This window comes from Pseudomonas sp. NFXW11 (assembly GCF_049887815.1).
In the GTDB taxonomy this organism is placed as follows: domain Bacteria; phylum Pseudomonadota; class Gammaproteobacteria; order Pseudomonadales; family Pseudomonadaceae; genus Aquipseudomonas.
Window position 1 is genome coordinate 35,788 of the sequence record NZ_JAGEKI010000013.1, and the last position, 23,556, is coordinate 59,343.

A 23,556-nucleotide genomic window follows, 5' to 3' on the forward strand; every position below is an offset into this window, starting at 1 on the left:
ATATGAGCGGTTTGTTGTCCTCAGTCAGTGAACATCTACTAGCCCCGGGCGGCGTGACCATCGACAGCCTGCAGGGCGTGCTGGGGGATCTGGCCGGCCCGGGCATCGATGCTGCCGACCTGTATTTCCAGGGGCAGATTTCCGAGTCCTGGTCCCTGGAAGACGGCATCGTCAAGGAAGGCAGCTTCAACCTCGACCAAGGGGTTGGGGTGCGTGCCCAGTCCGGTGAAAAAACCGGTTTTGCCTACAGCAACGCCATCACTCTGGAGGCCCTGGGCCTCGCCGCTCGCGCCGCCCGTTCGATTTCCCGGGCCGGGCAGAATGGCACCGTGCAGGCGTTCTCGACCCAGGACGTGGCGCAGTTGTATGCCCCGGACAACCCCCTGGAAGTGCTCAGCCGCGCCGAGAAGGTCGAGCTGCTCAAGCGCGTGGACGCTGCCACTCGCGCCCTGGACCCGCGCATCCAGCAGGTCAGCGTGAGCATGGCCGGGGTCTGGGAGCGAATCCTCGTGGCGTCCACTGATGGCGGCCTGGCGGCGGATGTACGGCCGCTGGTGCGCTTCAATGTCAGCGTCATCGTCGAGCAGAACGGCCGGCGCGAGCGCGGTGGCCACGGCGGTGGCGGGCGTACCGACTACCGTTATTTCCTCAGCGAGGACCGGGCCATGGGTTATGCCCGGGAAGCCCTGCGCCAGGCCCTGGTCAACCTGGAAGCGATTCCGGCGCCGGCCGGCACTTTGCCGGTGGTGCTGGGCCCGGGCTGGTCCGGGGTGCTGCTGCACGAAGCCGTGGGCCATGGCCTGGAAGGCGATTTCAACCGCAAGGGCAGCTCGGCCTACAGCGGCCGCATGGGTGAAATGGTGGCCTCCAAGCTGTGCACCATCGTCGACGACGGCACCCTGGCCGGGCGCCGTGGTTCCCTGAGCGTGGACGACGAAGGCACGCCGACCCAGTGCACCACCCTGATCGAGAACGGTGTGCTCAAGGGCTACATGCAGGACAAGCTCAACGCCCGGCTGATGGGCGTGGCCCGCACTGGCAATGGTCGTCGCGAATCCTATGCGCACCTGCCGATGCCACGCATGACCAACACCTACATGCTGGGTGGTGAAAGCGACCCAGCGGAAATCATCGCCTCGGTGAAGAAGGGCATCTACTGCGCCAACCTCGGCGGTGGCCAGGTGGACATCACCAGCGGCAAGTTCGTGTTCTCCACCAGCGAGGCCTACCTGATCGAAGACGGCAAGATCACCGCCCCGGTCAAGGGTGCGACCCTGATCGGCAACGGCCCGGAAGCCATGAGCCGGGTGTCGATGGTGGGCAACGACCTGTCCCTGGACAGCGGTGTGGGAACCTGCGGCAAGGATGGGCAGTCGGTGCCAGTGGGCGTTGGCCAGCCGACCCTGAAGATCGATGCGATCACCGTGGGTGGCACTGGAGCCTAAGAGGAGGAGGGCGCGGGTGAGCTGCTGGGCAACTCACCCGGGCGAGAGTCAACGCAGGCCGCGTTGGGTCTCGTCGAGCTCGCGGATGTACTTGAAGATTTTACGGCTGGAGGCTGGCGCCTTGTTATGGGCCACCTCGTGCTGAGCCTGACGGATCAGCGAACGCAGTTGCTGGCGATCGGCTTCCGGGTATTCGCTGACGAACTTTTCCAGGACGTCATCGCCACCTCCGATCAGGCGGTCACGCCAGCGCTCCAGGTTATGGAAGCGTTCGTTGTATTGCCGGGTGGAGGCGTCGAGCTGGTCGAGCAGTTGCAGAATCGCGTCGGTGTCCTGGTCGCGCATCAGCTTGCCGATGAACTGCAGGTGGCGCTTTCGGGCGATATGGGCGACGTGCTTGGGCGCATCCGCCAGGGCCCGGCGCAGGGCGTCGGTCAGGGGCAGTTTGTTCAGCAGGTCGGGCTTGAGGGTGGTAAGGCGCTCGCCGAGATCAACCAGAGCATGCAGCTCGCGTTTGACCTGGGATTTGCTTTTCTCCCCATCGAGGGAGTCGTCGTAAGAATCAACCATGGTGGCAGTCCGCAAAGAAACGCCGCCATGATAACCAGTCGAGGGCCGCTTGTCCGGCCCGGTCGCTCGCCGGCCTTAATCGAAAGCAGAATTTGAGTGGAGAACAGCATGAGTGCAGTACAAAGCGTCGGTCCACAGGCGTTGCCGGCTCTGCAGGAGCAGGTCGAGCAGATCGTCGCCGAGGCCAAGCGCCAGGGTGCCAGCGCCTGTGAGGTGGCGGTATCGCTGGAGCAGGGGTTGTCGACTTCGGTGCGCCAGCGCGAAGTGGAGACCGTGGAGTTCAACCGCGACCAGGGCTTTGGCATCACCCTCTATGTGGGTCAGCGCAAGGGTTCGGCCAGCACTTCTGCCAGTGGTCCGGAGGCCATTCGGGAAACCGTGGCCGCGGCCCTGGCAATCGCCAAGCACACCTCCGAGGATGAAGCCTCGGGCCTGGCCGACGCCTCGCTGATGGCCAGGGATTTGCCGGACTTCGACCTGTTCCATGCCTGGGACATCACCCCGGAGCAGGCCATCGAGCAGGCACTGGCCTGTGAGGCCGCGGCCTTTGCCGCCGACAGCCGGATCAAGAATGCCGACGGCACCACCCTCAGCACCCATCAAGGCTGCCGGGTGTATGGCAACAGCCATGGCTTTATCGGTGGTTATGCCTCTACGCGCCACAGCCTCAGCTGCGTGATGATTGCCGAGGCCGATGGCCAGATGCAGCGCGATTACTGGTATGACGTCAATCGTCAGGGCCAGTTGCTGGCGGACCCGGCCAGCATCGGTCAGCGCGCGGCGCAGCGGGCTGCCAGCCGCCTGGGTGCACGCCCGGTGCCGACCTGCGAAGTGCCGGTGCTGTTTTCCGCAGAGCTGGCCGGTGGTCTGTTCGGTAGTTTCCTGGGAGCGATTTCCGGCGGCAATCTGTATCGCAAGTCGTCCTTCCTCGAAGGCGCCCTGGGCCAGCAGCTCTTTCCCCAGTGGCTGACCATCGATGAGCGCCCACATCTGCTGCGCGCCATGGGCAGCTCGGCGTTCGACGGCGATGGCCTGACGACCTACGCCAAGCCGTTCGTCAAGGATGGTGAGCTGGTGTCCTATGTGCTGGGCACCTATTCCGGACGCAAGCTGGGCATGCCGAGCACCGCCAACGCCGGCGGCGTGCACAACCTGTTCGTCACCCACGGCGATGAAGACCAGGCGGCGCTGTTGCGGCGCATGGGCCGTGGCCTGCTGGTGACCGAGCTGATGGGCCATGGCTTGAACATGGTCACCGGGGATTACTCCCGTGGCGCGGCGGGCTTCTGGGTCGAGAATGGCGAGATCCAGTTCGCGGTGCAGGAAGTGACCATTGCCGGGAACTTGCGCGACATGTTCAAGCAGATCGTCGCGGTGGGCAGTGACCTGGAACTGCGCAGTAATATTCGCACCGGCTCGGTGCTGATCGAGCGCATGACGGTCGCCGGCAGCTGATAGCCGCGGCTTGAAAAAGACGCGCCACCCTCAAAGGTGGCGCGTTTTTTTATGCCCGCAATTCCTCCGGGAACAGGCCCGCGGACTCCCGAAAAAGCAGAACAGAATTCGCACATGTCAGATTGATTTGATTCTCAATATCATTTAATAATAAATCTCATTATTCAATGAGCCCAGGTCATGAGTTCTGCCTTGCACGAGCAGCCTTACCTCGAAAGCTGGCGCTGGATGAGTCGCCAGATCCGTTGCGCACTGGAACCGGACGAGCCGCGCCTGATCGAGCATTACCTTGCCGAGGGGCGCTATCTGGCCTGTTGCACCGCCATGTCAGCCTGGACCGTGGCGGAAACCTCCTTCCGTTTACTGATCGATAGTGCGACCGATACCGCGCTGCCCTGGCACTGGCGCAGCCTGTGCCTGGACCAGGCCTGGCGCCCCTTGCGCGACCTGGAGCGATTGTCGCTGTGCAAGTGCCGGCTCAAGCGCTGGCAAAGCCATGCCTGGCGCCTGGCCACCGTAGAACTGTTGCCTTCCATTCCTCTGATTGAACTGATGCAAGGATCTCCCGATGAGTAATACCCGTATCGAACGCGACAGCATGGGCGAGCTGCTGGTCCCGGAGCAGGCGTTGTATGGTGCGCAAACCCAGCGTGCGGTGGATAACTTTCCCATCAGCGGGCAGCGCATGCCGGCGGCCTTCATTCGTGCCCTGATCCTGGCCAAGGCCGCGGCGGCCAAGGCCAACGTCGAGCTGGGCCAGCTCAGCGAATCCCAGGGCAAGGCGATAGTCGACGCTGCCCAGGGCCTGCTGGAAGGCGACTTCATGCAGCACTTCCCGGTGGATATCTTCCAGACCGGCTCCGGCACCAGCTCCAACATGAACGCCAACGAAGTGCTGGCGACCCTGGCCAGCCGCCTGTTGGGCGCAGCGGTCAACCCCAATGACCACGTCAACTGCGGCCAGAGCAGCAACGACATCATTCCCACCACCATTCATGTCAGCGCGGCCCTGACCCTGCACGAGCGATTGCTGCCGGCCCTGGTGCATCTGGTGGACGTCATCGAGCGCAAGGCGCTGCAGGTGCACCCTTTCATCAAGACCGGCCGTACTCACCTGATGGATGCCATGCCGGTGCGCATGAGCCAGGTGCTGGACGGCTGGGCGCAACAGCTCAAGGCCAATATTGCTCACCTGCAGGACTTGCTGCCGAGCCTGCAGGCCCTGGCTCAGGGCGGCACCGCGGTGGGCACCGGGATCAATGCCCACCCCGAGTTCGCCGCGCGTTTCAGCCAGCAGTTGAGCACGCTGACCCAGGTGCAGTTCACCCCGGGCAAAAACTTGTTCGCCCTGATCGGCTCCCAGGACACCGCGGTCACGGTGTCCGGGCAGCTCAAGGCCACGGCGGTGTCCTTGATGAAGATCGCCAACGACCTGCGCTGGATGAATTCCGGGCCGCTGGCCGGGCTCGGCGAGATCGAGCTGGAAGGCTTGCAACCGGGCTCCTCGATCATGCCGGGCAAGGTCAATCCGGTGATTCCTGAAGCCATGGCCATGGTCGCGGCCCAGGTCATCGGCAACGACAGCACCATCACCGTGGCCGGGCAGTCGGGCAACTTCGAACTCAACGTGATGCTGCCGGTGATTGCCCAGAACCTCTTGAGCAGCATCGAGTTGCTGGCCAGTTCCAGCCGCCTGCTGGCAGACAAGGCCATCGCCAGCTTCAAGGTCAACGAACCCAAGCTCAAGGAAGCGCTGTCGCGCAACCCGATCTTGGTCACCGCCTTGAACCCGATCATCGGCTACCAGAAGGCCGCGGAAATCGCCAAGACCGCCTACAAGCAAGGGCGCCCGGTGATCGATGTGGCGCTTGAGCACACCGATCTGCCGCGCAGCCAGCTGGAGGTTCTGCTGGATCCGGAAAAGCTCACGGCAGGCGGCGTGTAACCCTCGACAGCGCTTTGGAGGTTCACCATGGAACACTGGAAACGCACGATCGAAAGGGCCAATCGCCTGTTTATCCAGGGCGAGCTGGTGGATGCCCGCGAGTTCTACCTGCAAGCCCTGGCCCTGGCCCAGGTGTTGTTCCAGCGTTGGGCAGATGCCGACGAAGCGGTGGCGGCCTGTGTGATTTCCCATCACAACCTGGCGGACCTGCATCTACGCCTGAACCAGCCGGAGGAGAGCGCGGAGTACCTCTGCGCCATCCACCAGTTGCTGTTGCAGACCCTGCAGGACCCGCTCCTGCCCCTGGCGCTGCGGGAAGCGGCGCTGCGGCAAAGCAGCAAGACCTACGTCGAGCTGCTCAATTTCATTGCTGAGCACGGCAAGTACCCCCGCACTCAGCGTTTGCTGGACGGCAATGTCACGCGCTTGCCCCTTGATCACCCGCTGCCCGGCAATCCTTCTTATGGAGCCCACTGATATGTCCTTTACCTTGCCTGCACTGCCTTACGCCTACGATGCCCTGGAACCGCATATCGATGCGCAAACCATGGAGATCCACTACAGCAAGCACCATCAGACCTATATCAACAACCTCAATGCCGCGGTGGAAGGCACCGAGTGGGCGGGCTGGGAAGTGGAGAAACTGGTGGCCAGCGTCCAGCAATTACCGGAGAAGCTGCGTGCCGCGGTGATCAACCAGGGTGGTGGTCATGCCAACCACTCGCTGTTCTGGGCGGTCATGACCCCCGCCGGCGGCGGCAAGCCGGAGGGCGCGCTGGGCCAGGCCATCGAGCAGCAGTTGGGTGGTTTCGAAAGTTTCAAGGAGGCGTTCACCAAGGCTGCGCTGACCCGCTTCGGCAGCGGTTGGGCCTGGCTCAGCGTGACTCCGGAGAAACGCCTGGTGGTGGAAAGCAGCGGTAACCAGGACAGCCCGCTGATGAATGGCAATACGCCTATCCTCGGTCTGGACGTATGGGAGCATGCCTACTACCTGCGCTATCAGAACCGTCGGCCGGAATACATCAGCGCCTTCTACAACGTCATCAACTGGCCGGAAGTTGCCCAGCGCTACCAGGCGGCGATGGCCTGATACCCCCTTTCATAACAAGACCTAAGGCCGAATATGGGCACTGAAACACTGGCGATCAGCAGCGGGCGGATGTTTCGTTATGCCTTCGGCTCGCTCTTGCTGCTGGCGGGCACTGCCTTGCTGGTGGCCCAGGGGTTGCACTGGCTGGACCTGGAGCCGCGACTGCTGCGGGCGTTGCAGGGTGGCTCGATCTGCGCCCTGGGTACGGCGCTGGGGGCGGTTCCGGTGCTGGTGATCCGCAGGATGCCCCTGGCCCTGAGCGATACCTTGCTGGGCTTTGGTGCCGGGGTGATGCTGGCGGCCACGGCGTTTTCGCTGATCGTTCCCGGCATCGCCGCAGCCCAGGGTCTGGGGCTGTCCGCCTGGGGCTCCAGTGGCCTGGTGTGCGCCGGCATCCTGCTGGGGGCCTTCTCCCTGTTCCTGGTGGATCGGAAGATTTCCAGCGCCAGTCCCGAAACCTTGATGGGCACGCCGGAGCATCCGCTCATCCCTCCGCGCATCTGGCTGTTTGTGTTTGCCATCATTGCCCACAACATTCCCGAAGGCATGGCGGTGGGGGTGTCGGCCGGTGGTGGCATGGCCGATGCCGACAGCCTGGCCATGGGCATTGCCCTGCAGGATGTGCCCGAGGGGCTGGTGATTGCGCTGGTGCTGGCCGGGGCCGGGATGTCGCGGGTCAAGGCGTTCCTGATCGGTGCCGCCTCGGGGCTGGTGGAGCCGGTATTTGCCTTGCTCTGTGCCTGGCTGGTGAGCCTGGCGGAACTGCTTCTACCGCTGGGCTTGGCCCTGGCGGCGGGTGCCATGCTGCTGGTGGTGACTCACGAAGTGATTCCCGAGTCGCGGCGCAATGGCCATGAGAAGCTCGCCAGCCTTGGCCTGTGCATCGGCTTCTGCCTGATGATGGTGATGGATACGGCGCTCGGCTGAGTGCCTGCTGGCCAGCAGCCCGGCCGGGCTTACTCGCCTTCGTCGAAGTAGTTGTTGATCAAGGCCACCAGCGCGTCCAGTGCTTCCTGCTCCTGCTCACCTTCGGTCTTCAGGTGGATCTTGGTGCCCTTGCCGGCCGCGAGCATCATCATGGCCATGATGCTTTTGCCATCGACCATGGACTCGGCCGTTCTACCGGCGCGGATCTGGCAAGGGAACTGCCCGGCCACGCCGACGAACTTGGCCGAGGCACGGGCATGCAGGCCCAGTTTGTTGATGATCTCGATTTCCAGAGCTGGCATCGCGGGGTAGATCCTTTCAGCTAAGGTCGCGGTGGCGAACCTGGACGTTCTTCAGGGTTTTTTGCAGGACCTGGCCCAGGCGTTCGGTCAGGTATACGGAGCGGTGGTGCCCGCCGGTGCAGCCAATGGCAATGGTCACATAGGCGCGGTTGCTGGCGGCAAAGCGTGGCAGCCACTTGAGCAGGTAGCTTTCGATGTCGTGGAACATCTCCTGGACATCCGGCTGCGCGGCCAGGTACTCGGCCACTGGGGCGTCGAGCCCGGATTGGGCGCGCAGTTCCGGCTTCCAGTAGGGGTTGGGCAGGCAGCGCACATCGAACACCAGGTCGGCGTCCACCGGCATGCCACGCTTGAAACCGAAGGATTCCACCAGGAACGCGGTACCGGGCTCAGGCTGGTTCAGCAGCCGCAGCTTGATGGTGTCGCGCAACTGGTAGAGGTTCAGATTGGTGGTGTTGACCTTGAGGTCGGCCAGATCGACGATCGGCCCCAGCAGTTTGGTTTCATCCTCGATGGCTTCGGCCAGGGAGCGATTGGCGCTGCTCAGGGGGTGGCGCCTGCGGGTTTCCGAGAAGCGCTTGAGCAGGGTTTCCTCGTCGGCATCCAGGTACAGCACATCGCACTGAATATGCCGACTGCGTACTTCCTCCAGCAATTCGGGGAAACGCGACAGATGGCTGGGCAGGTTGCGGGCATCGATGGACACCGCCACCAGCGGTTGTGCCAGCTCAGTGTGGATCAACGCGCGCTCGGCCAGTTCTGGTAGCAAGCCGGCCGGGAGGTTGTCGATGCAGTAGTAGCCGTGGTCCTCGAGAACATCGAGGGCGGTGCTTTTACCTGAGCCGGAACGGCCACTGACGATGATCAGGCGCATGGTTAATGACCGTTCTGCTCGTCCAGGACAACCTGATACAAGGCTTGGTTGCTGGTGGCGCTGCGCAGGCGATCACGGACTTCCTTGCGATCGAGCATGCTGGCTATCTGCCGGAGCAGCTCCAGGTGCGCATCGGTGGCGGCTTCCGGGACCAGCAGGACAAACAGCAGGTCGACCGGGGCGCCGTCGATGGCGTCGAAATCGATGGGTGCATCCAGGTGCATCAGGGCACTGATGGGCGATTCGCAGCCCTTGAGGCGGCAGTGGGGAATGGCGATGCCGTTGCCAAAGCCGGTGGAACCGAGCTTTTCACGGGCGATCAGGCTCTCGAAGACATCCTGCATCTCCAGATCGGGCACTTCACGGCTGATCAGGTTGGCAATTTGTTCGAGGGCGCGTTTTTTACTGCCGCCCGGCACGTTCACCAGGGAACGGCCGGGGGTCAGGATGCTTTCAAGTCGGATCATGGGAGGGGAGTGTTAGCGACCCGTGCCTTGGAGAAGGTGGAGTTGCTTTTCCTTATGCTTTTTCAGTTGGCGGTCAAGCTTGTCCGTGAGCAGGTCGATTGCGGCATACATATCGTCATGTTCTGCATTGGCGACGACCTCCCCACCGTGGATGTGCAGGGTGGCTTCGATTTTCTGCTTCAGCTTCTCGACAGCCATGGTGACCTGCACATTGGTGATCTTGTCGAAATGGCGCTCCAGCCGGTCGAGTTTCTCGCCGATATAGACGCGCAGAGGTTCGGTCACTTCGAGTTGGTGTCCACTGATGTTGACTTGCATACAGCTTCTCCTTCGTTGCCAGTGCATAAAGCGGCAGGCTGGTTTGCCTGCCCCTGAAACGCTGTGGCGAGCCCGGTGCCTACATCAACCGCTTGCGTTCGCTGGACGGCGCGATCCCGAGGGACTCGCGGTACTTGGCGACGGTGCGGCGGGCTACCTGAATGCCTTGTGCCTCCAGTAAACCAGCGATCTTGCTGTCACTCAACGGCTTTTTCTGATTTTCCGCAGCCACCAGTTTCTTGATGATTGCGCGGATCGCGGTGGACGAGCATTCACCGCCTTCCGAGGTGCTGACGTGGCTGGAGAAAAAGTATTTCAGTTCATAAATACCCCGTGGGGTATGCATGTATTTCTGCGTGGTGACCCGGGAAATGGTCGACTCGTGCATGCCCACCGCCTCGGCGATGTCGTGCAGGACCAGGGGCTTCATTGCCTCATCGCCGTACTCGAGGAAGCCGCGCTGGTGTTCGACGATCTGGGTGGCGACCTTCATCAGGGTTTCGTTGCGGCTCTGCAGGCTCTTGATGAACCAGCGGGCCTCTTGCAACTGGTTGCGCATGAAGGTGTTGTCGGCGCTGGTGTCGGCCCGCCGGACGAAACCGGCGTACTGGGCATTGACCCGCAGGCGCGGCACCGATTCCTGGTTCAGCTCCACCAGCCAGCGCTCGTTGTCCTTGCGTACGATGACGTCCGGCACCACGTATTCCGCTTCACTGGATTCGATCTGCGAACCCGGGCGCGGGTTGAGGCTCTGCACCAGTTCGATAACCTGGCGCAGCTCGTCTTCCTTGAGCTTCATGCGGCGCATCAGCTGGCTGTAGTCGCGGCTGCCCAGCAGGTCGATATAGTCGTTGACCAGGCGCTGGGCCTCGGCCAGCCAAGGGGTCTTGGGCGGCAGCTGGCGCAATTGCAGGAGCAGGCATTCGCCCAGGTTGCGGGCGCCGATGCCGGCCGGTTCGAATTGCTGGATGCGGTGCAGGACGGCTTCGATCTCGTCCAGCTCGATGTCCAGTTCCGGATCGAAGGCTTCGTGGATTTCCTCGAGGGTTTCGTCGAGGTAGCCCTGGTTGTTGATGCAGTCGATCAGGGTCACGGCGATCAGCCGGTCGGTGTCCGACATGGGCGCCAGGTTCAGTTGCCAGAGCAGGTGGCTCTGCAGGCTCTCGCCAGCGGAGGTGCGGGTGGTGAAGTCCCACTCGTCGTCATCGCTGCTGGGCAGGCTGCTGGCGCTGGTCTGGTAGACGTCTTCCCAGGCGGTGTCCACCGGCAGTTCGTTGGGGATGCGCTCGTTCCATTCGCCGTCCTCGAGGTTGTCCACCGTGGGGGCGGTTTCCTGGTAGGAGGGTTCCTGGATTTCGGTGTTGGGCTTGGACTCGGTGTTGTCGGCCAAAGGGTCGCTGTTGTCGAAGTCGTCGCCTTCTTCCTGGCGTTCGAGCATCGGGTTGGACTCCAGGGCTTCCTGGATTTCCTGTTGCAGGTCCAGGGTCGACAATTGGAGCAGGCGGATGGCCTGTTGCAGCTGCGGTGTCATCGTCAGCTGCTGGCCCATTCTGAGGACTAGCGATGGTTTCATGGCAGGGGCTTAACACCTTATTTGCCGGCGCACATGCGCCATCCACTACAGGGCGCCGGAGCGCCAAACATAAGCAAATTATATGCCTGAAACTGAAGTGTTTGCCTAGAGCGCTGTAACAATAAACTTTGTGGGGTTTTACTGTTCCTGCGCCCTGGCGTGCAGCCCAACACCTCAGGCGTTACAGGCGGAACTCATGGCCCAGATAGACTTCCTTGACCAGTTCATTGGCCAGGATGGTTTCGGAGTCGCCCTCGGCGATCAGTTGCCCGTCGTTGACGATATAGGCGGTCTCGCAGATGTCCAGGGTTTCCCGGACGTTGTGGTCGGTGATCAACACCCCGATGCCCTTGGCCTTGAGGTGGTGGATGATCTGCTTGATATCGCCGACCGAGATCGGGTCCACGCCGGCGAAAGGTTCGTCGAGCAGGATGAACTTGGGCGCGGTGGCCAGGGCGCGGGCAATTTCCACGCGGCGGCGTTCACCACCGGACAGGCTCATGCCGAGGTTGTCGCGGATGTGATTGATGTGGAATTCCTGCAGCAGGCTTTCCAGCTCCTGGCGACGGCCGGCCTTGTCGAGCTCCTTGCGGGTCTCGAGGATGGCCATGATGTTGTCGGCCACCGACAGCTTGCGGAAGATCGAGGCTTCCTGGGGCAGGTAGCCGATGCCGGCGCGGGCGCGACCGTGCATTGGCTGGTGGCTGACATCCAGGTCGTCGATCAGCACGCGACCCTGATCGGCCTGGACCAGGCCGACGATCATGTAGAAGCAGGTGGTCTTGCCGGCGCCGTTGGGGCCGAGCAGGCCGACGATCTGGCCGCTGTCGATGGACAGGCTGACATCACGCACGACCTGGCGGCTCTTGTAGCTCTTGGCCAGGTGCTGGGCTTTCAGAGTTGCCATTACTGGGCCTTTTGCTCGTCGGTTTTCTTTTTCGGCTGGATGACCATGTCGATCCGCGGACGCGGAGCGGTGACCGAGTTACCGTTGGCGCGACCGGCGTTGGCCACTTGCTTGACGGTGTCGTAGACGATCTTCTCGCCTTCGGTGGTGTTGCCGTCGTTGATCACCTTGGCCTTGTCGATCAGTACGATGCGGTTCTGCTGGGCATGGTACTGGATGGTTACGGCATAGGCCTGGACCGGCTTGGGGTCGGTCTGCTTCTGCAACTGCTCGAAATAGGCCAGGTTGCCCACCGAGGTCACCACGTCGATTTCACCGGTCTTGGAGCGGGTGATGGTCACGGTGTTGCCGGTGATCTTCATCGAGCCCTGGGTGATGATCACATCGCCCTTATAGGTGGCCACGCCGTTCTTGTCGTCGAGCTGGGCGTCGTCGGCCTGGATGCGGATCGGCTGTTGGCTATCGTTCGGCAGAGCCCAGGCGCTCACGCTTCCCAGTGCTGCGCCCAGACTGAGCAAAATAGGGAGGGTTTTAACGAGCCTCATACTGTCCTCTTACGTTCGATAGCAGGTTCATCCTGCCGTCTTTCAAATACGCTTTCATTCCCTTGGCAGTGGTCACGCCGTCGGCGCCGTCGATTCTAACGGCTTGCTCGGTCTGCGCATATTGCTTCTGCGGGAATACTGTCATGCGGCTGGTGGTGATCAGCAGGTTGCGGTTGTGCTCGTCGGTGCGGGAAACCCGTACCGAGTCGATCAGCTCGACCTCGGTGCCGTCCGGATTGACCTCGCCGCGCTCGCTCTGCACATGCCAGGGAAAGGTGGTGCCGCGGTACATCTGCAAGTCTGGCTTGGTCAGCAGGGTCACTTCGCTGGCCTTGATGTGCTCGACCTTGTCCGAGGTCATTTCGTATTGCAGCTTGCCGTCGGGCAGGTACTGCACGCTGCGAGCGTTGAGCACGAAATAGTCGATGGCGTTTTCATCGACCTGCACCACCGGCTTGTCGAGGAAGCGTTCGGGGCTGATGTTCCAGTAACCGACCGCCGCGAACAGCAGGGCGATGATCCCGAAGACCAGAATGTTGCGAATCTTTTTGCTTAGCATGGTCTGGCTCTATAAATAAGCGGCGTTGGCTGCGTCCAGGCGACCCTGGGCTTGCAGGATCAGCTCGCAGAATTCGCGGGCGGCGCCTTCGCCGCCACGGGCTGCGGTGATGCCGTGGGCGTGCTCGCGAACAAAGCGGGCGGCGTTGGCCACCGCCATGCCCAGGCCTACGCGGCGGATCACCGGCAGGTCAGGCAGGTCGTCGCCCAAATAGGCAACCTGTTCATAGCTTAGGCCCAGTTGGGCAAGAAGCTGGTCCAGGACCACCAGCTTGTCTTCACGGCCCTGGAACAGGTGGGGAATGCCGAGGTTCTTGGCCCGACGCTCCACCACCGGAGTCTTGCGTCCGCTGATGATCGCGGTTTGCACCCCGGCCGCCATCAGCATCTTGATGCCCTGGCCGTCGAGGGTGTTGAAGGTCTTGAATTCGCTGCCGTCTTCGAGGAAGTACAGGCGCCCGTCAGTCAGTACGCCATCGACGTCGAACACCGCCAGCTTGATGTTTTTACCGCGTTGCAGCAGGTCGGCACTCATTACATCACTCCCGCGCGCAGCAAGTCGTGCATGTTCAAGGCTCCAATCGGCCGATCATCCTTGTCCACCACCACCAGGGCGCTGATTTTATGGTCTTCCATGATCTTCAGGGCTTCGGCGGCCAGCATATCGGCACGGGCGGTCCTGCCATGAGGGGTCATCACCGAGTCGATGCTGGCCTGGTGGATGTCGATGGCGCGGTCCAGGGTACGACGCAGGTCGCCGTCGGTGAAGATTCCCGCCAAACGGCCGTCGGCCTCCAGGATCACGGTCATGCCCAGGCCCTTGCGGGTCATTTCCATGAGCGCGTCCTTGAGCAGGGTGCCGCGCTGCACCTGCGGCAACTCGCTGCCTTCGTGCATCACGTGTTCCACCTTGAGCAGCAGGCGGCGGCCCAGGGCGCCACCGGGGTGCGAGAAGGCAAAGTCTTCGGCGGTGAAGCCGCGGGCTTCCAGCAGGGCCACGGCCAGGGCATCGCCCATTACCAGGGCAGCGGTTGTGGAAGAGGTCGGGGCCAGGTTCAGCGGACAGGCTTCATGCTCGATATGGGCATTGAGGTTGACGTCGGCGGCCTTGGCCAGCGGTGACTCGGGATTGCCAGTCAGGCTGATCAGCTGGATGCCCAGGCGCTTGATCAGCGGCAGCAGGGTGACGATTTCGTTGGTCGAACCGGAGTTGGAAAGGGCCAGGATCACGTCATCGCGGGTAATCATGCCCATGTCGCCGTGGCTGGCTTCGGCCGGGTGGACGAAGAATGCCGTGGTTCCGGTGCTGGCCAGGGTGGCGGCAATCTTGTTGCCGATATGCCCCGACTTGCCCATGCCGACCACTACTACGCGGCCCTTGCTGGCCAGAATCATCTCGCAAGCGCGTACGAAATCCGCGTCGATATGGGGCAGCAGGCCTTCTACTGCCTGCAGTTCGAGGCGGATGGTGCGTTGTGCTGATTGAATCAGGTCGCTGGATTGGCTCATGTCTGAAATCGTATAGCCCGATGAAAAGGCGGCGATTATAGCGGTAATGAACAAATCCCTCACGCAAGTTCGTCAGCCTTTGTCGAAGGGGCCACAGCATGGCCGGGCTTTTGCCTGTCCTTAACCTGAACGTTGCTAGGGTCACCCTTGGGGGCTCCGTATCAGCAGTGATATAGTTCGCCGCCAGTTCGGCCTGCCCAGGCACCTACTCCCGGCAGGGAGCCCAGCGTCCGAGTGTTAGGCTGCATCGCAAGGAGTTTAGATGAGTGCCGATAACGCCTACGCGGTCGAGCTGAAGGGAGTGACCTTCAAGCGCGGTGCGCGGAGCATTTTCAATAACGTGGATATCCGTATTCCGCGGGGCAAGGTCACCGGCATCATGGGGCCTTCCGGCTGCGGGAAAACCACCCTGCTGCGCTTGATGGGCATGCAACTGCGGCCCAACAGCGGCGAAGTGTGGGTCAACGGCCAGAATTTGCCGAAGCTCTCGCGCAGCGACCTGTTCGACGCCCGCAAGCAGATGGGCGTGCTGTTTCAGAGCGGTGCGCTGTTCACCGACCTGGATGTCTTCGAGAACGTGGCCTTTCCGCTGCGGGTGCACACCCAGCTGCCGGAAGAGATGATTCGCGACATCGTCCTGCTCAAATTGCAGGCCGTGGGCCTGCGTGGCGCGGTCGACCTGATGCCCGACGAGCTGTCCGGCGGCATGAAACGCCGGGTGGCGCTGGCCCGGGCCATCGCCCTGGACCCGCAGATCCTCATGTACGACGAGCCTTTCGTGGGCCAGGACCCGATCGCCATGGGCGTGCTGGTGCGCCTGATCCGCCTGCTCAACGATGCCCTGGGCATCACCAGCATCGTGGTGTCCCACGATCTTGCAGAAACCGCGAGCATTGCCGATTACCTCTATGTAGTGGGCGATGGCCAGGTATTGGGGCAGGGCACGCCTGAAGAGCTGATGGATTCCGATAACCCGCGTATCCGTCAATTTATGCAGGGCGATCCCGACGGCCCGGTACCGTTTCACTTTCCAGCGACGGATTACCGCGCAGATCTTCTGGGGAAGCGCTGATGCGCAAAATATCGCTAATCGAGAGGGTTCGCCTCTTCGGTCGCTCAGGCATCGATGTCCTGGCGGTACTGGGGCGTTCCAGCCTATTCCTGTTTCATGCGCTGTTGGGGCGCGGCGGCATCGGCGGCAGCTTCGGCCTGCTGGTCAAGCAACTGCACTCCGTGGGCGTGATGTCCCTGGTGATCATCGTCGTGTCCGGGGTCTTCATCGGCATGGTGCTGGCGCTGCAGGGCTTCAATATTCTCTCCAGCTACGGCTCGGAGCAGGCGGTGGGGCAGATGGTCGCCCTGACCCTGCTGCGCGAACTGGGGCCAGTGGTCACGGCGCTGCTGTTCGCCGGGCGTGCCGGTTCGGCGCTGACCGCAGAGATCGGCAACATGAAATCCACCGAGCAGCTCTCCAGCCTGGAGATGATCGGGGTCGACCCGCTCAAGTACATCATTGCCCCGCGCCTGTGGGCCGGCTTCATTTCCCTGCCGCTGCTGGCGATGATCTTCAGCGTGGTGGGCATCTGGGGCGGTTCCTGGGTGGCGGTCGACTGGCTGGGGGTCTATGAAGGTTCCTACTGGTCGAACATGCAGAACAGCGTGACCTTCAGCGGCGATGTGCTCAATGGCGTGATCAAGAGCATGGTGTTCGCCTTTGTCGTGACCTGGATCGCCGTATTCCAAGGCTATGACTGTGAGCCCACCTCAGAGGGGATCAGTCGTGCCACTACCAAGACCGTGGTGTACGCCTCGTTGGCCGTACTCGGCTTGGACTTTATTCTGACCGCCTTGATGTTTGGAGATTTCTGATGCAAAACCGCACCCTGGAAATCGGTGTCGGCCTTTTCCTGCTGGCTGGCATCCTGGCTTTGCTGTTGCTTGCTCTGCGGGTCAGTGGCCTGTCTCCGACCACCAACAACGAAAGCTATAAACTTTACGCCTACTTCGACAATATCGCCGGTTTGACGGTCAGAGCTAAGGTGACCATGGCCGGGGTAACCATCGGCAAGGTCACGGCGATCGATCTGGACCGTGACAGCTTCACTGGTCGGGTGACGATGCAACTGGAAAAGCGCGTGGATAATCTGCCGACCGACTCCACTGCATCTATCCTCACTGCTGGCCTGTTGGGTGAGAAATACATTGGTATCAGCGTGGGCGGGGAAGAAACCCTGCTCAAGGATGGCGGGACCATCCACGACACCCAGTCGTCGCTGGTGCTGGAGGACCTGATCGGTAAATTCCTGCTCAATACCGTTAGCAAAGACGCCAAATAAGGAGTTTTTCGATGATCTCTATCTTGCGACGTGGCCTGCTGGTGCTGCTGGCGGCCTTGCCCATGCTGGCCAACGCGGCAGGCGGCATGTCCGCCCATGATCTGGTGCAGGACACGACCAACCGCATGCTGGCTGACCTGTCGGCCAATAAAGAGAAGTACAAGCAGAGCCCGAACGACTTCTACAACGCCCTGAACGGCATTGTCGGCCCGGCGGTGGATGCCGACGGCATTTCCCGCAGCATCATGACCGTGAAGTACTCGCGCAAGGCTACCCCGGAGCAGATGGCGCGCTTCCAGGAGAACTTCAAGCGCAGCCTGATCCAGTTCTATGGCAACGCGCTGCTGGAGTACAACAACCAGGGCATCACCCTCTCGCCTGCCAAGGATGAGAGCGGTACCCGCACCAGTGTCGATATGCAGGTCAAGGGCAACAACGGCGCGATCTATCCGGTGTCCTACACCCTGGAAAAAATCAACGATGAGTGGAAGATCCGTAACGTGATCATCAACGGCATCAATATCGGCAAGCTGTTCCGTGACCAGTTCGCCGACGCCATGCAGCGCAACGGCAACAACCTGGACAAGACCATCGACGGCTGGGCCGGCGAAGTGGCCAAGGCCAAGGAAACCACCGACACCGCTGCGCAAAAGGCTGCGCCATGAGTGATTCGGCGGTACGCCTGGGTGAGTCCGGTGAGTTGCTGATCAGCGGCGTGCTCGATTACCGCAGTGGCCCGGGCCTGCGCAAGCAGGGCCAGGCGCTGATCAAGTCGAGCCAGGCCGCGGCGCTGGTGCTCGATTGCTCGGCGGTGGACAAGTCCAGCAGCGTGGGCCTGGCCCTGCTGCTGGCCTTCATGCGCGATGCCCAGGCCCTCGGCAAGGCTGTGAGCATTCGCGCCATGCCCGCGGACATGCGGGAAATTGCCGAAGTGTCCGGGGTTACCGAGATTCTGCTGTCGGCTTGAAAGCGACAGGCTCCATGCAAGCCCCCCGTCAGAGTCCTGCTATGCGGGGTTCGCAGGCGCGGGGCTTTTTTGTATGATGTCCGACCCGCGCGCACAGGGCGCCGATTGAGGTTGAGCATGCAGGCCAACGAAGTGAAGAGCTTTCTCGAGGGAAAGCTGCCCGGAACTCAGGTAGAAGTTGAGGGCGAAGGCTGCAACTTTCAGCTGAACGTGATTAGCGACGAATTGGCGGCTTTGAGCCCGGTCAAGCGTCAGCAGAGCATCTATGCCCATTTGAACCCATGGATTGCCGATGGCAGCATCCACGCGATCACCATGAAATTTTTCAGCCGCGCGGCCTGGGCCGAGCGCACCTGAGCCCAAGGGCGTCGAGACAGTTATGGATAAATTGATTATTACCGGCGGCGTTCGCCTCGATGGCGAGATCCGCATTTCCGGAGCCAAGAACTCCGCGCTGCCGATTCTGGCGGCAACCCTGCTGTGCGATGGCCCGGTTACCGTGGCCAACCTGCCGCACCTGCATGACATCACCACCATGATCGAGCTGTTCGGTCGCATGGGCATCGAGCCGGTGATCGACGAGAAACTCAGCGTCGAAATCGACCCGCGCACTATCAAGACCCTGGTGGCGCCCTACGAGCTGGTGAAAACCATGCGCGCCTCGATCCTGGTACTGGGCCCTATGGTGGCCCGTTTCGGCGAAGCCGAAGTGGCCCTGCCTGGCGGTTGCGCCATCGGCTCGCGTCCGGTTGACCTGCACATCCGCGGCCTGGAAGCCATGGGCGCGGTGATCGACGTCGAAGGCGGCTACATCAAGGCCAAGGCCCCTGAAGGCGGCCTGCGTGGCGCGAACTTCTTCTTCGATACCGTCAGCGTCACCGGTACCGAGAACATCATGATGGCCGCTGCCCTGGCCAAGGGTCGCAGCGTGCTGCAGAACGCCGCCCGCGAACCTGAAGTGGTGGACCTGGCGAACTTCCTGATCGCCATGGGCGCGAAGATCTCCGGCGCCGGCACCGACACCATCACCATCGATGGCGTCGAGCGCCTGCATTCGGCGTTCTACAAGGTCATGCCCGACCGGATCGAAACCGGCACCTACCTGGTGGCCGCTGCGGTCACCGGTGGCCGGGTCAAGGTCAAGGACACCGATCCGACCATCCTTGAAGCGGTACTGGAAAAACTCAAGGAAGCCGGCGCCGAAGTTACCACCGGCAGCGACTGGATCGAGCTCGACATGCACGGCAAGCGCCCCAAGGCGGTGAACGTGCGTACCGCTCCGTACCCGGCATTCCCCACCGACATGCAGGCCCAGTTCATTTCCCTGAACGCCATCGCCGAAGGCACTGGCGCGGTGATCGAGACCATTTTCGAAAACCGTTTCATGCACGTGTATGAACTGCACCGCATGGGCGCCAAGATCCAGGTCGAAGGCAATACCGCCATCGTCACCGGCACCGAGATCCTCAAGGGCGCGCCGGTCATGGCCACCGACCTGCGGGCCTCGGCCAGCCTGGTGATCTCGGCCCTGATGGCCGAAGGCGACACCCTGATCGATCGCATCTACCACATCGACCGTGGTTACGAGTGCATCGAAGAGAAACTGCAGATGCTCGGCGCCAAGATCCGCCGCGTACCGGGCTAGTGGTTTCCCGGGCGCAGGGAGGCGCCCACAGTCGATTCGTTTCACGTCGAGCCTGTTATCAGGCTCGACGCATGTCTGGCGCCGTTTGCGTCCGGGCATCAGTCGCCGCATAAGGACTCACGTTACTCATGTTGACCATCGCACTGTCCAAGGGCCGTATCCTCGACGACACGCTGCCGCTTCTGGCTGAAGCGGGCATAGTGCCGACCGAGAATCCGGACAAGAGCCGCAAACTGATCATCCCCACCACCCAGGAAGACGTACGCCTGCTGATCGTGCGTGCCACCGACGTGCCGACCTATGTCGAGCATGGCGCCGCCGATCTCGGGGTGGCCGGCAAGGACGTCCTGATGGAGTACGGCAGCCAGGGCCTGTACGAGCCGCTGGACCTGCAGATTGCCCAGTGCAAGCTGATGACCGCCGGTGCTGTCGGTGCGCAAGAGCCCAAGGGCCGCCTGCGCGTCGCCACCAAGTTCGTCAACGTGGCCAAGCGTTACTACGCCGAGCAGGGCCGCCAGGTGGACATCATCAAGCTCTACGGCTCCATGGAGCTGGCGCCGCTGATCGGTCTGGCCGACAAGATCATCGACGTGGTGGATACCGGCAATACCCTGCGGGCCAACGGTCTGGAGCCCCAGGACCTGATCGCCACCATCAGCTCTCGGCTGGTGGTCAACAAGGCTTCCATGAAGATGCAGCACGCGCGCATCCAGGCCTTGATCGATACCCTGCGCAAGGCAGTGGAATCGCGACACCGCGGCTGACTCACATGCGCGGCCCCAAGCCGCGCCCATCTATCCGTGTCATAGCCAGAATGCTCAGGTGCCCACGCGGATAGCTTGGTAGTCTTGCGGCGCCTGAGTCATGCAAAACCCAGCTTGTCCTTTTGTGCATTCGCCAATCAATGAGGCCTTCGCTATGACCGCTCCGACTGCAATTCGCCGACTCAACGCTGCCGACCCGGATTTCGCTCAGCATCTGGATCATCTGCTGAGCTGGGAAAGCGTCTCCGACGACTCGGTCAATCAGCGGGTGCTGGACATCATCAAGGCCGTGCGCGAGCGCGGCGATGCGGCCGTGGTGGAATTCACCCAGCGTTTCGACGGCCTGCAAGCCGCGTCCATGGCCGACCTGATCCTGCCGCGCGAGCGCCTGGAACTGGCCCTGACCCGCATCACTGCCGAGCAGCGCCAGGCCCTGGAGAAAGCCGCCAGCCGAGTGCGCAATTATCACGAACGGCAGAAGCAGGATTCCTGGCAGTACACCGAGGCCGACGGCACCGTGCTCGGGCAGAAGGTCACCCCGCTGGACCGCGCCGGCCTGTACGTGCCGGGGGGCAAGGCTTCCTACCCGTCCTCGGTGCTGATGAACGCGATCCCGGCCAAGGTCGCCGGGGTTACCGAAGTGGTGATGGTGGTGCCGACCCCGCGTGGCGAGGTCAACGAACTGGTGCTGGCCGCCGCCTGCATTGCCGGGGTCGACCGGGTGTTCACCATCGGCGGCGCCCAGGCCGTGGCCGCGCTGGCTTATGGCACACAAAGCGTGCCCCAGGTGGACAAGATCGTCGGCCCGGGCAACATCTATGTGGCCACCGCCAAGCGCCATGTGTTTGGCCAGGTGGGCATCGACATGATCGCCGGCCCTTCGGAAATCCTCGTGGTCTGCGATGGCCAGACCGATCCGGACTGGATCGCCATGGACCTGTTCTCCCAGGCCGAGCACGACGAAGACGCCCAGGCGATCCTGGTCAGCCCGGATGCCGCGTTCCTCGATCAGGTTGCCGCCAGCATCGCCAAGCTGCTGCCGAGCATGGAGCGCGCCGAAATCATCAACACCTCGATCAATGGCCGTGGCGCCCTGATCCAGGTCCGTGACATGCAGCAGGCCATCGAAGTGGCCAACCGCATTGCGCCCGAGCACCTGGAGTTGTCGGTGGCCGACCCGCAAGCCTGGCTGCCGCAGATCCGCCACGCCGGGGCGATCTTCATGGGCCGTCACACCTCCGAGGCCCTGGGCGACTATTGCGCCGGCCCGAACCACGTGTTGCCGACTTCCGGCACCGCGCGTTTCTCCTCGCCGCTAGGGGTGTATGACTTCCAGAAACGCTCGTCGATTATCTTCTGCTCCGAGCAGGGCGCCTCCGAACTGGGCCGCACCGCCTCGGTACTGGCCCGTGGCGAGTCGCTGACCGCCCACGCCCGCAGCGCCGAATACCGCATCGTCGACGACCAAGATCAGGGGCAATGAGCATGAGCAAATTCTGGAGTCCATTCGTCAAGAACCTGGTGCCCTACGTGCCGGGGGAGCAACCCAAGCTGACCAAGCTGGTCAAGCTCAACACCAATGAAAACCCTTATGGCCCGTCGCCCAAGGCCCTGGCGGCGATGCAGGCCGAGCTCAACGACAACCTGCGCCTGTACCCCGACCCCAACAGCGACCTGCTCAAGCAGGCGGTGGCCAGCTACTACGGCGTGCAGGGCAACCAGGTGTTCCTCGGCAACGGTTCCGACGAAGTCCTGGCGCACATCTTCCATGGCCTGCTGCAGCAGGAGAAGCCGCTGCTGTTCCCGGACATCAGCTACAGCTTCTACCCGGTGTATTGCGGCCTGTACGGCATCGAGTTCGAGCCGGTGCCCCTGGACGAGCAGTTCCAGATCCGCGTGGCCGACTACGCCAGGCCCAACGGCGGGATCATCTTCCCCAACCCGAATGCGCCCACCGGCTGCCTGCTGGCCCTGGACGCGGTGGAGCAGCTGCTCAAGGCCAGCCCGGATTCAGTGGTGGTGGTCGATGAGGCCTATATCGACTTCGGCGGCCAGAGTGCCATCAGCCTGGTAGACCGCTACCCGAACCTGCTGGTGACCCAGACCCTGTCCAAATCGCGCTCCCTGGCGGGCCTGCGAGTGGGCCTGGCGGTGGGCCACCCGGACCTGATCGAGGCCCTGGAACGGGTCAAGAACAGCTTCAACTCCTACCCGCTGGATCGCCTGGCGATCGTCGGCGCGGCGGCGGCTTTCGAGGATCGCGAGTATTTCGCCAAGACCTGCCAGCTGGTGATCGACAGCCGCGAATGGGTGGTGGCGCAGTTGCAGGCCAAGGGTTTCGACGTGCTGCCCTCGGCGGCCAACTTCATCTTCGCCCGCCACCCACAGCACGACGCCGCAGGCCTGGCGGCCAAGCTGCGTGAGCAAGGGGTGATAGTGCGCCACTTCAAGCAGCAGCGGATCGCCCAGTTCCTGCGCATCAGCATCGGCACGCCGGAGCAGAACCAGGCCCTGATCGACGGCCTCGGGCAACTCTAAGCGGCAAGCGGCAAGTTTTCAGCGGCAAGCAGAAGCCAAGAACACCAGCTCCTGGCTTGCCGCTACAAGCTTGCCGCTAATGGCTGCCTTTATTCGTGGTGGGGTTGGCCGAGGAAGGTCAGGGAGCTGAACAGCCCTCGGGACGCCACATCCGGGTTGTCCTTGAGGGGCACTTCGACCTGGGCGGCAATCACGTTCAGGCCCTCATTGCGCACCAGCACCTGGGCCCGGCCCTGGGCATCGGTCTCGCTGCTCAGGGTGTTCGGCGCGTTGCGGTAGTCACCGATCAGTTTCACCCCCGCCGCGGGCTGGCCATCCAGCAGTACCCGCACTGGCAGGTTCTTGCCCGGGCCGACGGTCAGTGGGTCGACTTCCGGCAGGATCACCAGCTTTAGGCTGTCGAGCTTGGGCAGTTTCGCTCCGGGCTGATAGATCGCCAGGCTGTACTTGAAGGTGTGGGTCGACTCGATGGCCCCGGGCACCTGGCTGCGGCCCTGGTTGATCCAGCGCTGGTCCGCGGTCTGCGACCACATGCCATTGTCCAGGGCCACGGCGAGCACCGCCGGAGGCTTGAGCGGCTGCAGGCGCGCGTGATCTACCAGGCGCTGCACCGTGACCGGAATCATTCGGCCGGCGCTGTCATAGGCCCAGGCACCGCTGATTTTCCGTGCCTTGAAGGCATCGTCCTCGGCGCCGTGGCCGTAGATCACTTCGATATTGCCCCGGCGTTGTTCGGTCCACAGGCCGTGGGCCGTGGCCTGGGTGCTGGCAAAGGCCGCGAACAGTCCCAGCAGGGCGATGGATTTCAGGTTGTGCATGGC

Annotated in this window: 29 protein-coding genes; 17 read left to right on the forward strand and 12 right to left on the reverse strand. The window is 62.5% G+C overall.

Annotated elements, in window-relative coordinates:
• The first annotated feature begins 2 nt into the window (after positions 1–2).
• The gene (gene tldD / locus J4P02_RS19805) at positions 3–1,445 is read left to right on the forward strand and encodes a metalloprotease TldD (protein ID WP_426193331.1); all 1,443 of its coding nucleotides are present in this window, start codon (positions 3–5) and stop codon (positions 1,443–1,445) included.
• Positions 1,446–1,493: 48 nt separating this feature from the next.
• Here the strand turns inward: tldD and yjgA are convergent, their stop codons facing one another.
• Positions 1,494–2,015: a ribosome biogenesis factor YjgA gene (gene yjgA / locus J4P02_RS19810; protein WP_426193333.1), complete on the reverse strand. Its 522-nt coding sequence runs from the start codon at positions 2,013–2,015 to the stop codon at positions 1,494–1,496.
• Between the two features lie 108 nt (positions 2,016–2,123).
• On the opposite strand from yjgA, the gene pmbA reads away from it, so the two are divergent.
• The 6 genes from pmbA (at position 2,124) to J4P02_RS19840 (ending at position 7,432) form a co-directional block, all read left to right on the forward strand.
• Positions 2,124–3,470, forward strand: a complete 1,347-nt coding sequence (pmbA, locus tag J4P02_RS19815) for a metalloprotease PmbA (RefSeq protein WP_426193335.1) — start codon at positions 2,124–2,126, stop codon at positions 3,468–3,470.
• A gap of 180 nt (positions 3,471–3,650) precedes the next feature.
• Positions 3,651–4,046, forward strand: coding sequence for a FagA protein (locus J4P02_RS19820; RefSeq protein WP_426193337.1), 396 nt, complete (start codon positions 3,651–3,653; stop codon positions 4,044–4,046).
• On the forward strand, positions 4,039–5,415 hold the full coding sequence (locus J4P02_RS19825) for a class II fumarate hydratase (RefSeq protein WP_426193339.1): 1,377 nt from the start codon (positions 4,039–4,041) through the stop codon (positions 5,413–5,415). The genes J4P02_RS19820 and J4P02_RS19825 overlap by 8 nt, the downstream gene beginning before the upstream one ends.
• A 27-nt stretch (positions 5,416–5,442) precedes the next feature.
• Entirely contained in the window at positions 5,443–5,892 is a 450-nt protein-coding gene (locus tag J4P02_RS19830; protein WP_426193341.1) for a hypothetical protein, read from the forward strand.
• 1 nt (position 5,893) lies between these two features.
• Positions 5,894–6,505: a superoxide dismutase gene (locus J4P02_RS19835; RefSeq protein WP_426193343.1), complete on the forward strand. Its 612-nt coding sequence runs from the start codon at positions 5,894–5,896 to the stop codon at positions 6,503–6,505.
• A gap of 33 nt (positions 6,506–6,538) precedes the next feature.
• A complete protein-coding gene (locus J4P02_RS19840) occupies positions 6,539–7,432 on the forward strand; it encodes a ZIP family metal transporter (protein WP_426193345.1) in 894 nt (297 codons plus the stop codon).
• A gap of 29 nt (positions 7,433–7,461) precedes the next feature.
• Here J4P02_RS19840 and J4P02_RS19845 read toward each other — a convergent pair whose 3' ends face one another.
• From J4P02_RS19845 to J4P02_RS19890, 10 genes are all read right to left on the reverse strand, one after another.
• The gene (locus tag J4P02_RS19845; RefSeq protein WP_426193347.1) at positions 7,462–7,734 is read right to left on the reverse strand and encodes an HPr family phosphocarrier protein; all 273 of its coding nucleotides are present in this window, start codon (positions 7,732–7,734) and stop codon (positions 7,462–7,464) included.
• Between the two features lie 16 nt (positions 7,735–7,750).
• Positions 7,751–8,608: an RNase adapter RapZ gene (rapZ, locus tag J4P02_RS19850; RefSeq protein WP_426193349.1), complete on the reverse strand. Its 858-nt coding sequence runs from the start codon at positions 8,606–8,608 to the stop codon at positions 7,751–7,753.
• 2 nt (positions 8,609–8,610) lie between these two features.
• The gene (gene ptsN / locus J4P02_RS19855) at positions 8,611–9,075 is read right to left on the reverse strand and encodes a PTS IIA-like nitrogen regulatory protein PtsN (RefSeq protein ID WP_426193351.1); all 465 of its coding nucleotides are present in this window, start codon (positions 9,073–9,075) and stop codon (positions 8,611–8,613) included.
• Positions 9,076–9,087: 12 nt separating this feature from the next.
• A complete protein-coding gene (hpf, locus tag J4P02_RS19860; protein ID WP_011059268.1) occupies positions 9,088–9,393 on the reverse strand; it encodes a ribosome hibernation-promoting factor, HPF/YfiA family in 306 nt (101 codons plus the stop codon).
• Positions 9,394–9,472: 79 nt separating this feature from the next.
• Positions 9,473–10,966, reverse strand: a complete 1,494-nt coding sequence (locus tag J4P02_RS19865) for an RNA polymerase factor sigma-54 (protein WP_426193354.1) — start codon at positions 10,964–10,966, stop codon at positions 9,473–9,475.
• 181 nt (positions 10,967–11,147) lie between these two features.
• Complete coding sequence (gene lptB, locus J4P02_RS19870) at positions 11,148–11,873, reverse strand: LPS export ABC transporter ATP-binding protein (protein WP_011059270.1); 726 nt, start codon at positions 11,871–11,873, stop codon at positions 11,148–11,150.
• Positions 11,873–12,418, reverse strand: a complete 546-nt coding sequence (gene lptA, locus J4P02_RS19875) for a lipopolysaccharide transport periplasmic protein LptA (RefSeq protein WP_426193356.1) — start codon at positions 12,416–12,418, stop codon at positions 11,873–11,875. Before lptA ends, lptB begins: the two co-directional genes overlap by 1 nt.
• A complete protein-coding gene (lptC, locus tag J4P02_RS19880) occupies positions 12,405–12,977 on the reverse strand; it encodes an LPS export ABC transporter periplasmic protein LptC (protein WP_426193358.1) in 573 nt (190 codons plus the stop codon). The genes lptA and lptC overlap by 14 nt, the downstream gene beginning before the upstream one ends.
• Before the next feature lie 9 nt (positions 12,978–12,986).
• Entirely contained in the window at positions 12,987–13,511 is a 525-nt protein-coding gene (locus J4P02_RS19885) for a KdsC family phosphatase (RefSeq protein ID WP_426193360.1), read from the reverse strand.
• A complete protein-coding gene (locus J4P02_RS19890; RefSeq protein ID WP_426193362.1) occupies positions 13,511–14,485 on the reverse strand; it encodes a KpsF/GutQ family sugar-phosphate isomerase in 975 nt (324 codons plus the stop codon). Before J4P02_RS19890 ends, J4P02_RS19885 begins: the two co-directional genes overlap by 1 nt.
• 262 nt (positions 14,486–14,747) lie before the next feature.
• On the opposite strand from J4P02_RS19890, the gene J4P02_RS19895 reads away from it, so the two are divergent.
• The 10 genes from J4P02_RS19895 (at position 14,748) to hisC (ending at position 22,735) form a co-directional block, all read left to right on the forward strand.
• Positions 14,748–15,557: an ATP-binding cassette domain-containing protein gene (locus J4P02_RS19895; RefSeq protein WP_426193364.1), complete on the forward strand. Its 810-nt coding sequence runs from the start codon at positions 14,748–14,750 to the stop codon at positions 15,555–15,557.
• On the forward strand, positions 15,557–16,354 hold the full coding sequence (mlaE, locus tag J4P02_RS19900; RefSeq protein ID WP_426193366.1) for a lipid asymmetry maintenance ABC transporter permease subunit MlaE: 798 nt from the start codon (positions 15,557–15,559) through the stop codon (positions 16,352–16,354). Before J4P02_RS19895 ends, mlaE begins: the two co-directional genes overlap by 1 nt.
• Positions 16,354–16,821 carry an outer membrane lipid asymmetry maintenance protein MlaD gene (gene mlaD, locus J4P02_RS19905; RefSeq protein WP_426193368.1) on the forward strand — a complete coding sequence of 156 codons (468 nt, stop codon included), beginning with the start codon at positions 16,354–16,356 and terminating at the stop codon, positions 16,819–16,821. Before mlaE ends, mlaD begins: the two co-directional genes overlap by 1 nt.
• 11 nt (positions 16,822–16,832) lie before the next feature.
• Positions 16,833–17,486 (forward strand): MlaC/ttg2D family ABC transporter substrate-binding protein, encoded by a 654-nt coding sequence (locus J4P02_RS19910; protein ID WP_426193370.1) that lies wholly within the window; start codon positions 16,833–16,835, stop codon positions 17,484–17,486.
• The gene (locus J4P02_RS19915) at positions 17,483–17,788 is read left to right on the forward strand and encodes an STAS domain-containing protein (RefSeq protein WP_426193372.1); all 306 of its coding nucleotides are present in this window, start codon (positions 17,483–17,485) and stop codon (positions 17,786–17,788) included. Before J4P02_RS19910 ends, J4P02_RS19915 begins: the two co-directional genes overlap by 4 nt.
• Before the next feature lie 117 nt (positions 17,789–17,905).
• Complete coding sequence (locus J4P02_RS19920) at positions 17,906–18,145, forward strand: BolA family protein (RefSeq protein ID WP_426193374.1); 240 nt, start codon at positions 17,906–17,908, stop codon at positions 18,143–18,145.
• Between the two features lie 22 nt (positions 18,146–18,167).
• Positions 18,168–19,433, forward strand: coding sequence for a UDP-N-acetylglucosamine 1-carboxyvinyltransferase (gene murA, locus J4P02_RS19925; protein ID WP_426193376.1), 1,266 nt, complete (start codon positions 18,168–18,170; stop codon positions 19,431–19,433).
• Between the two features lie 128 nt (positions 19,434–19,561).
• The gene (gene hisG, locus J4P02_RS19930) at positions 19,562–20,197 is read left to right on the forward strand and encodes an ATP phosphoribosyltransferase (protein WP_426193378.1); all 636 of its coding nucleotides are present in this window, start codon (positions 19,562–19,564) and stop codon (positions 20,195–20,197) included.
• Positions 20,198–20,351: 154 nt separating this feature from the next.
• The gene (hisD, locus tag J4P02_RS19935) at positions 20,352–21,680 is read left to right on the forward strand and encodes a histidinol dehydrogenase (RefSeq protein ID WP_426193380.1); all 1,329 of its coding nucleotides are present in this window, start codon (positions 20,352–20,354) and stop codon (positions 21,678–21,680) included.
• A 2-nt stretch (positions 21,681–21,682) separates the two neighbouring features.
• The gene (gene hisC / locus J4P02_RS19940; protein WP_426193383.1) at positions 21,683–22,735 is read left to right on the forward strand and encodes a histidinol-phosphate transaminase; all 1,053 of its coding nucleotides are present in this window, start codon (positions 21,683–21,685) and stop codon (positions 22,733–22,735) included.
• Positions 22,736–22,824: 89 nt separating this feature from the next.
• Here hisC and J4P02_RS19945 read toward each other — a convergent pair whose 3' ends face one another.
• The gene (locus tag J4P02_RS19945) at positions 22,825–23,553 is read right to left on the reverse strand and encodes a DUF4198 domain-containing protein (RefSeq protein WP_426193385.1); all 729 of its coding nucleotides are present in this window, start codon (positions 23,551–23,553) and stop codon (positions 22,825–22,827) included.
• Positions 23,554–23,556: the final 3 nt, after the last annotated feature.

What these genes read in the sequence shown, in the direction of transcription:
- lptB (WP_011059270.1), bottom strand. Translation starts at nt 11,873, where the DNA reads ATGGCAACTCTGAAAGCCCAGCACCTGGCCAAGAGCTACAAGAGCCGC.
- ptsN (WP_426193351.1), bottom strand. Translation starts at nt 9,075, where the DNA reads ATGATCCGACTTGAAAGCATCCTGACCCCCGGCCGTTCCCTGGTGAAC.
- hisG (WP_426193378.1), top strand. Translation starts at nt 19,562, where the DNA reads ATGTTGACCATCGCACTGTCCAAGGGCCGTATCCTCGACGACACGCTG.
- J4P02_RS19840 (WP_426193345.1), top strand. Translation starts at nt 6,539, where the DNA reads ATGGGCACTGAAACACTGGCGATCAGCAGCGGGCGGATGTTTCGTTAT.
- murA (WP_426193376.1), top strand. Translation starts at nt 18,168, where the DNA reads ATGGATAAATTGATTATTACCGGCGGCGTTCGCCTCGATGGCGAGATC.
- J4P02_RS19895 (WP_426193364.1), top strand. Translation starts at nt 14,748, where the DNA reads ATGAGTGCCGATAACGCCTACGCGGTCGAGCTGAAGGGAGTGACCTTC.
- J4P02_RS19945 (WP_426193385.1), bottom strand. Translation starts at nt 23,553, where the DNA reads ATGCACAACCTGAAATCCATCGCCCTGCTGGGACTGTTCGCGGCCTTT.
- yjgA (WP_426193333.1), bottom strand. Translation starts at nt 2,015, where the DNA reads ATGGTTGATTCTTACGACGACTCCCTCGATGGGGAGAAAAGCAAATCC.
- J4P02_RS19890 (WP_426193362.1), bottom strand. Translation starts at nt 14,485, where the DNA reads ATGAGCCAATCCAGCGACCTGATTCAATCAGCACAACGCACCATCCGC.
- J4P02_RS19885 (WP_426193360.1), bottom strand. Translation starts at nt 13,511, where the DNA reads ATGAGTGCCGACCTGCTGCAACGCGGTAAAAACATCAAGCTGGCGGTG.
- mlaE (WP_426193366.1), top strand. Translation starts at nt 15,557, where the DNA reads ATGCGCAAAATATCGCTAATCGAGAGGGTTCGCCTCTTCGGTCGCTCA.
- J4P02_RS19920 (WP_426193374.1), top strand. Translation starts at nt 17,906, where the DNA reads ATGCAGGCCAACGAAGTGAAGAGCTTTCTCGAGGGAAAGCTGCCCGGA.
- J4P02_RS19910 (WP_426193370.1), top strand. Translation starts at nt 16,833, where the DNA reads ATGATCTCTATCTTGCGACGTGGCCTGCTGGTGCTGCTGGCGGCCTTG.
- mlaD (WP_426193368.1), top strand. Translation starts at nt 16,354, where the DNA reads ATGCAAAACCGCACCCTGGAAATCGGTGTCGGCCTTTTCCTGCTGGCT.
- J4P02_RS19865 (WP_426193354.1), bottom strand. Translation starts at nt 10,966, where the DNA reads ATGAAACCATCGCTAGTCCTCAGAATGGGCCAGCAGCTGACGATGACA.
- pmbA (WP_426193335.1), top strand. Translation starts at nt 2,124, where the DNA reads ATGAGTGCAGTACAAAGCGTCGGTCCACAGGCGTTGCCGGCTCTGCAG.
- hisC (WP_426193383.1), top strand. Translation starts at nt 21,683, where the DNA reads ATGAGCAAATTCTGGAGTCCATTCGTCAAGAACCTGGTGCCCTACGTG.
- J4P02_RS19915 (WP_426193372.1), top strand. Translation starts at nt 17,483, where the DNA reads ATGAGTGATTCGGCGGTACGCCTGGGTGAGTCCGGTGAGTTGCTGATC.
- hisD (WP_426193380.1), top strand. Translation starts at nt 20,352, where the DNA reads ATGACCGCTCCGACTGCAATTCGCCGACTCAACGCTGCCGACCCGGAT.
- J4P02_RS19845 (WP_426193347.1), bottom strand. Translation starts at nt 7,734, where the DNA reads ATGCCAGCTCTGGAAATCGAGATCATCAACAAACTGGGCCTGCATGCC.
- rapZ (WP_426193349.1), bottom strand. Translation starts at nt 8,608, where the DNA reads ATGCGCCTGATCATCGTCAGTGGCCGTTCCGGCTCAGGTAAAAGCACC.
- lptA (WP_426193356.1), bottom strand. Translation starts at nt 12,418, where the DNA reads ATGAGGCTCGTTAAAACCCTCCCTATTTTGCTCAGTCTGGGCGCAGCA.
- J4P02_RS19825 (WP_426193339.1), top strand. Translation starts at nt 4,039, where the DNA reads ATGAGTAATACCCGTATCGAACGCGACAGCATGGGCGAGCTGCTGGTC.
- lptC (WP_426193358.1), bottom strand. Translation starts at nt 12,977, where the DNA reads ATGCTAAGCAAAAAGATTCGCAACATTCTGGTCTTCGGGATCATCGCC.
- hpf (WP_011059268.1), bottom strand. Translation starts at nt 9,393, where the DNA reads ATGCAAGTCAACATCAGTGGACACCAACTCGAAGTGACCGAACCTCTG.
- tldD (WP_426193331.1), top strand. Translation starts at nt 3, where the DNA reads ATGAGCGGTTTGTTGTCCTCAGTCAGTGAACATCTACTAGCCCCGGGC.
- J4P02_RS19820 (WP_426193337.1), top strand. Translation starts at nt 3,651, where the DNA reads ATGAGTTCTGCCTTGCACGAGCAGCCTTACCTCGAAAGCTGGCGCTGG.
- J4P02_RS19835 (WP_426193343.1), top strand. Translation starts at nt 5,894, where the DNA reads ATGTCCTTTACCTTGCCTGCACTGCCTTACGCCTACGATGCCCTGGAA.
- J4P02_RS19830 (WP_426193341.1), top strand. Translation starts at nt 5,443, where the DNA reads ATGGAACACTGGAAACGCACGATCGAAAGGGCCAATCGCCTGTTTATC.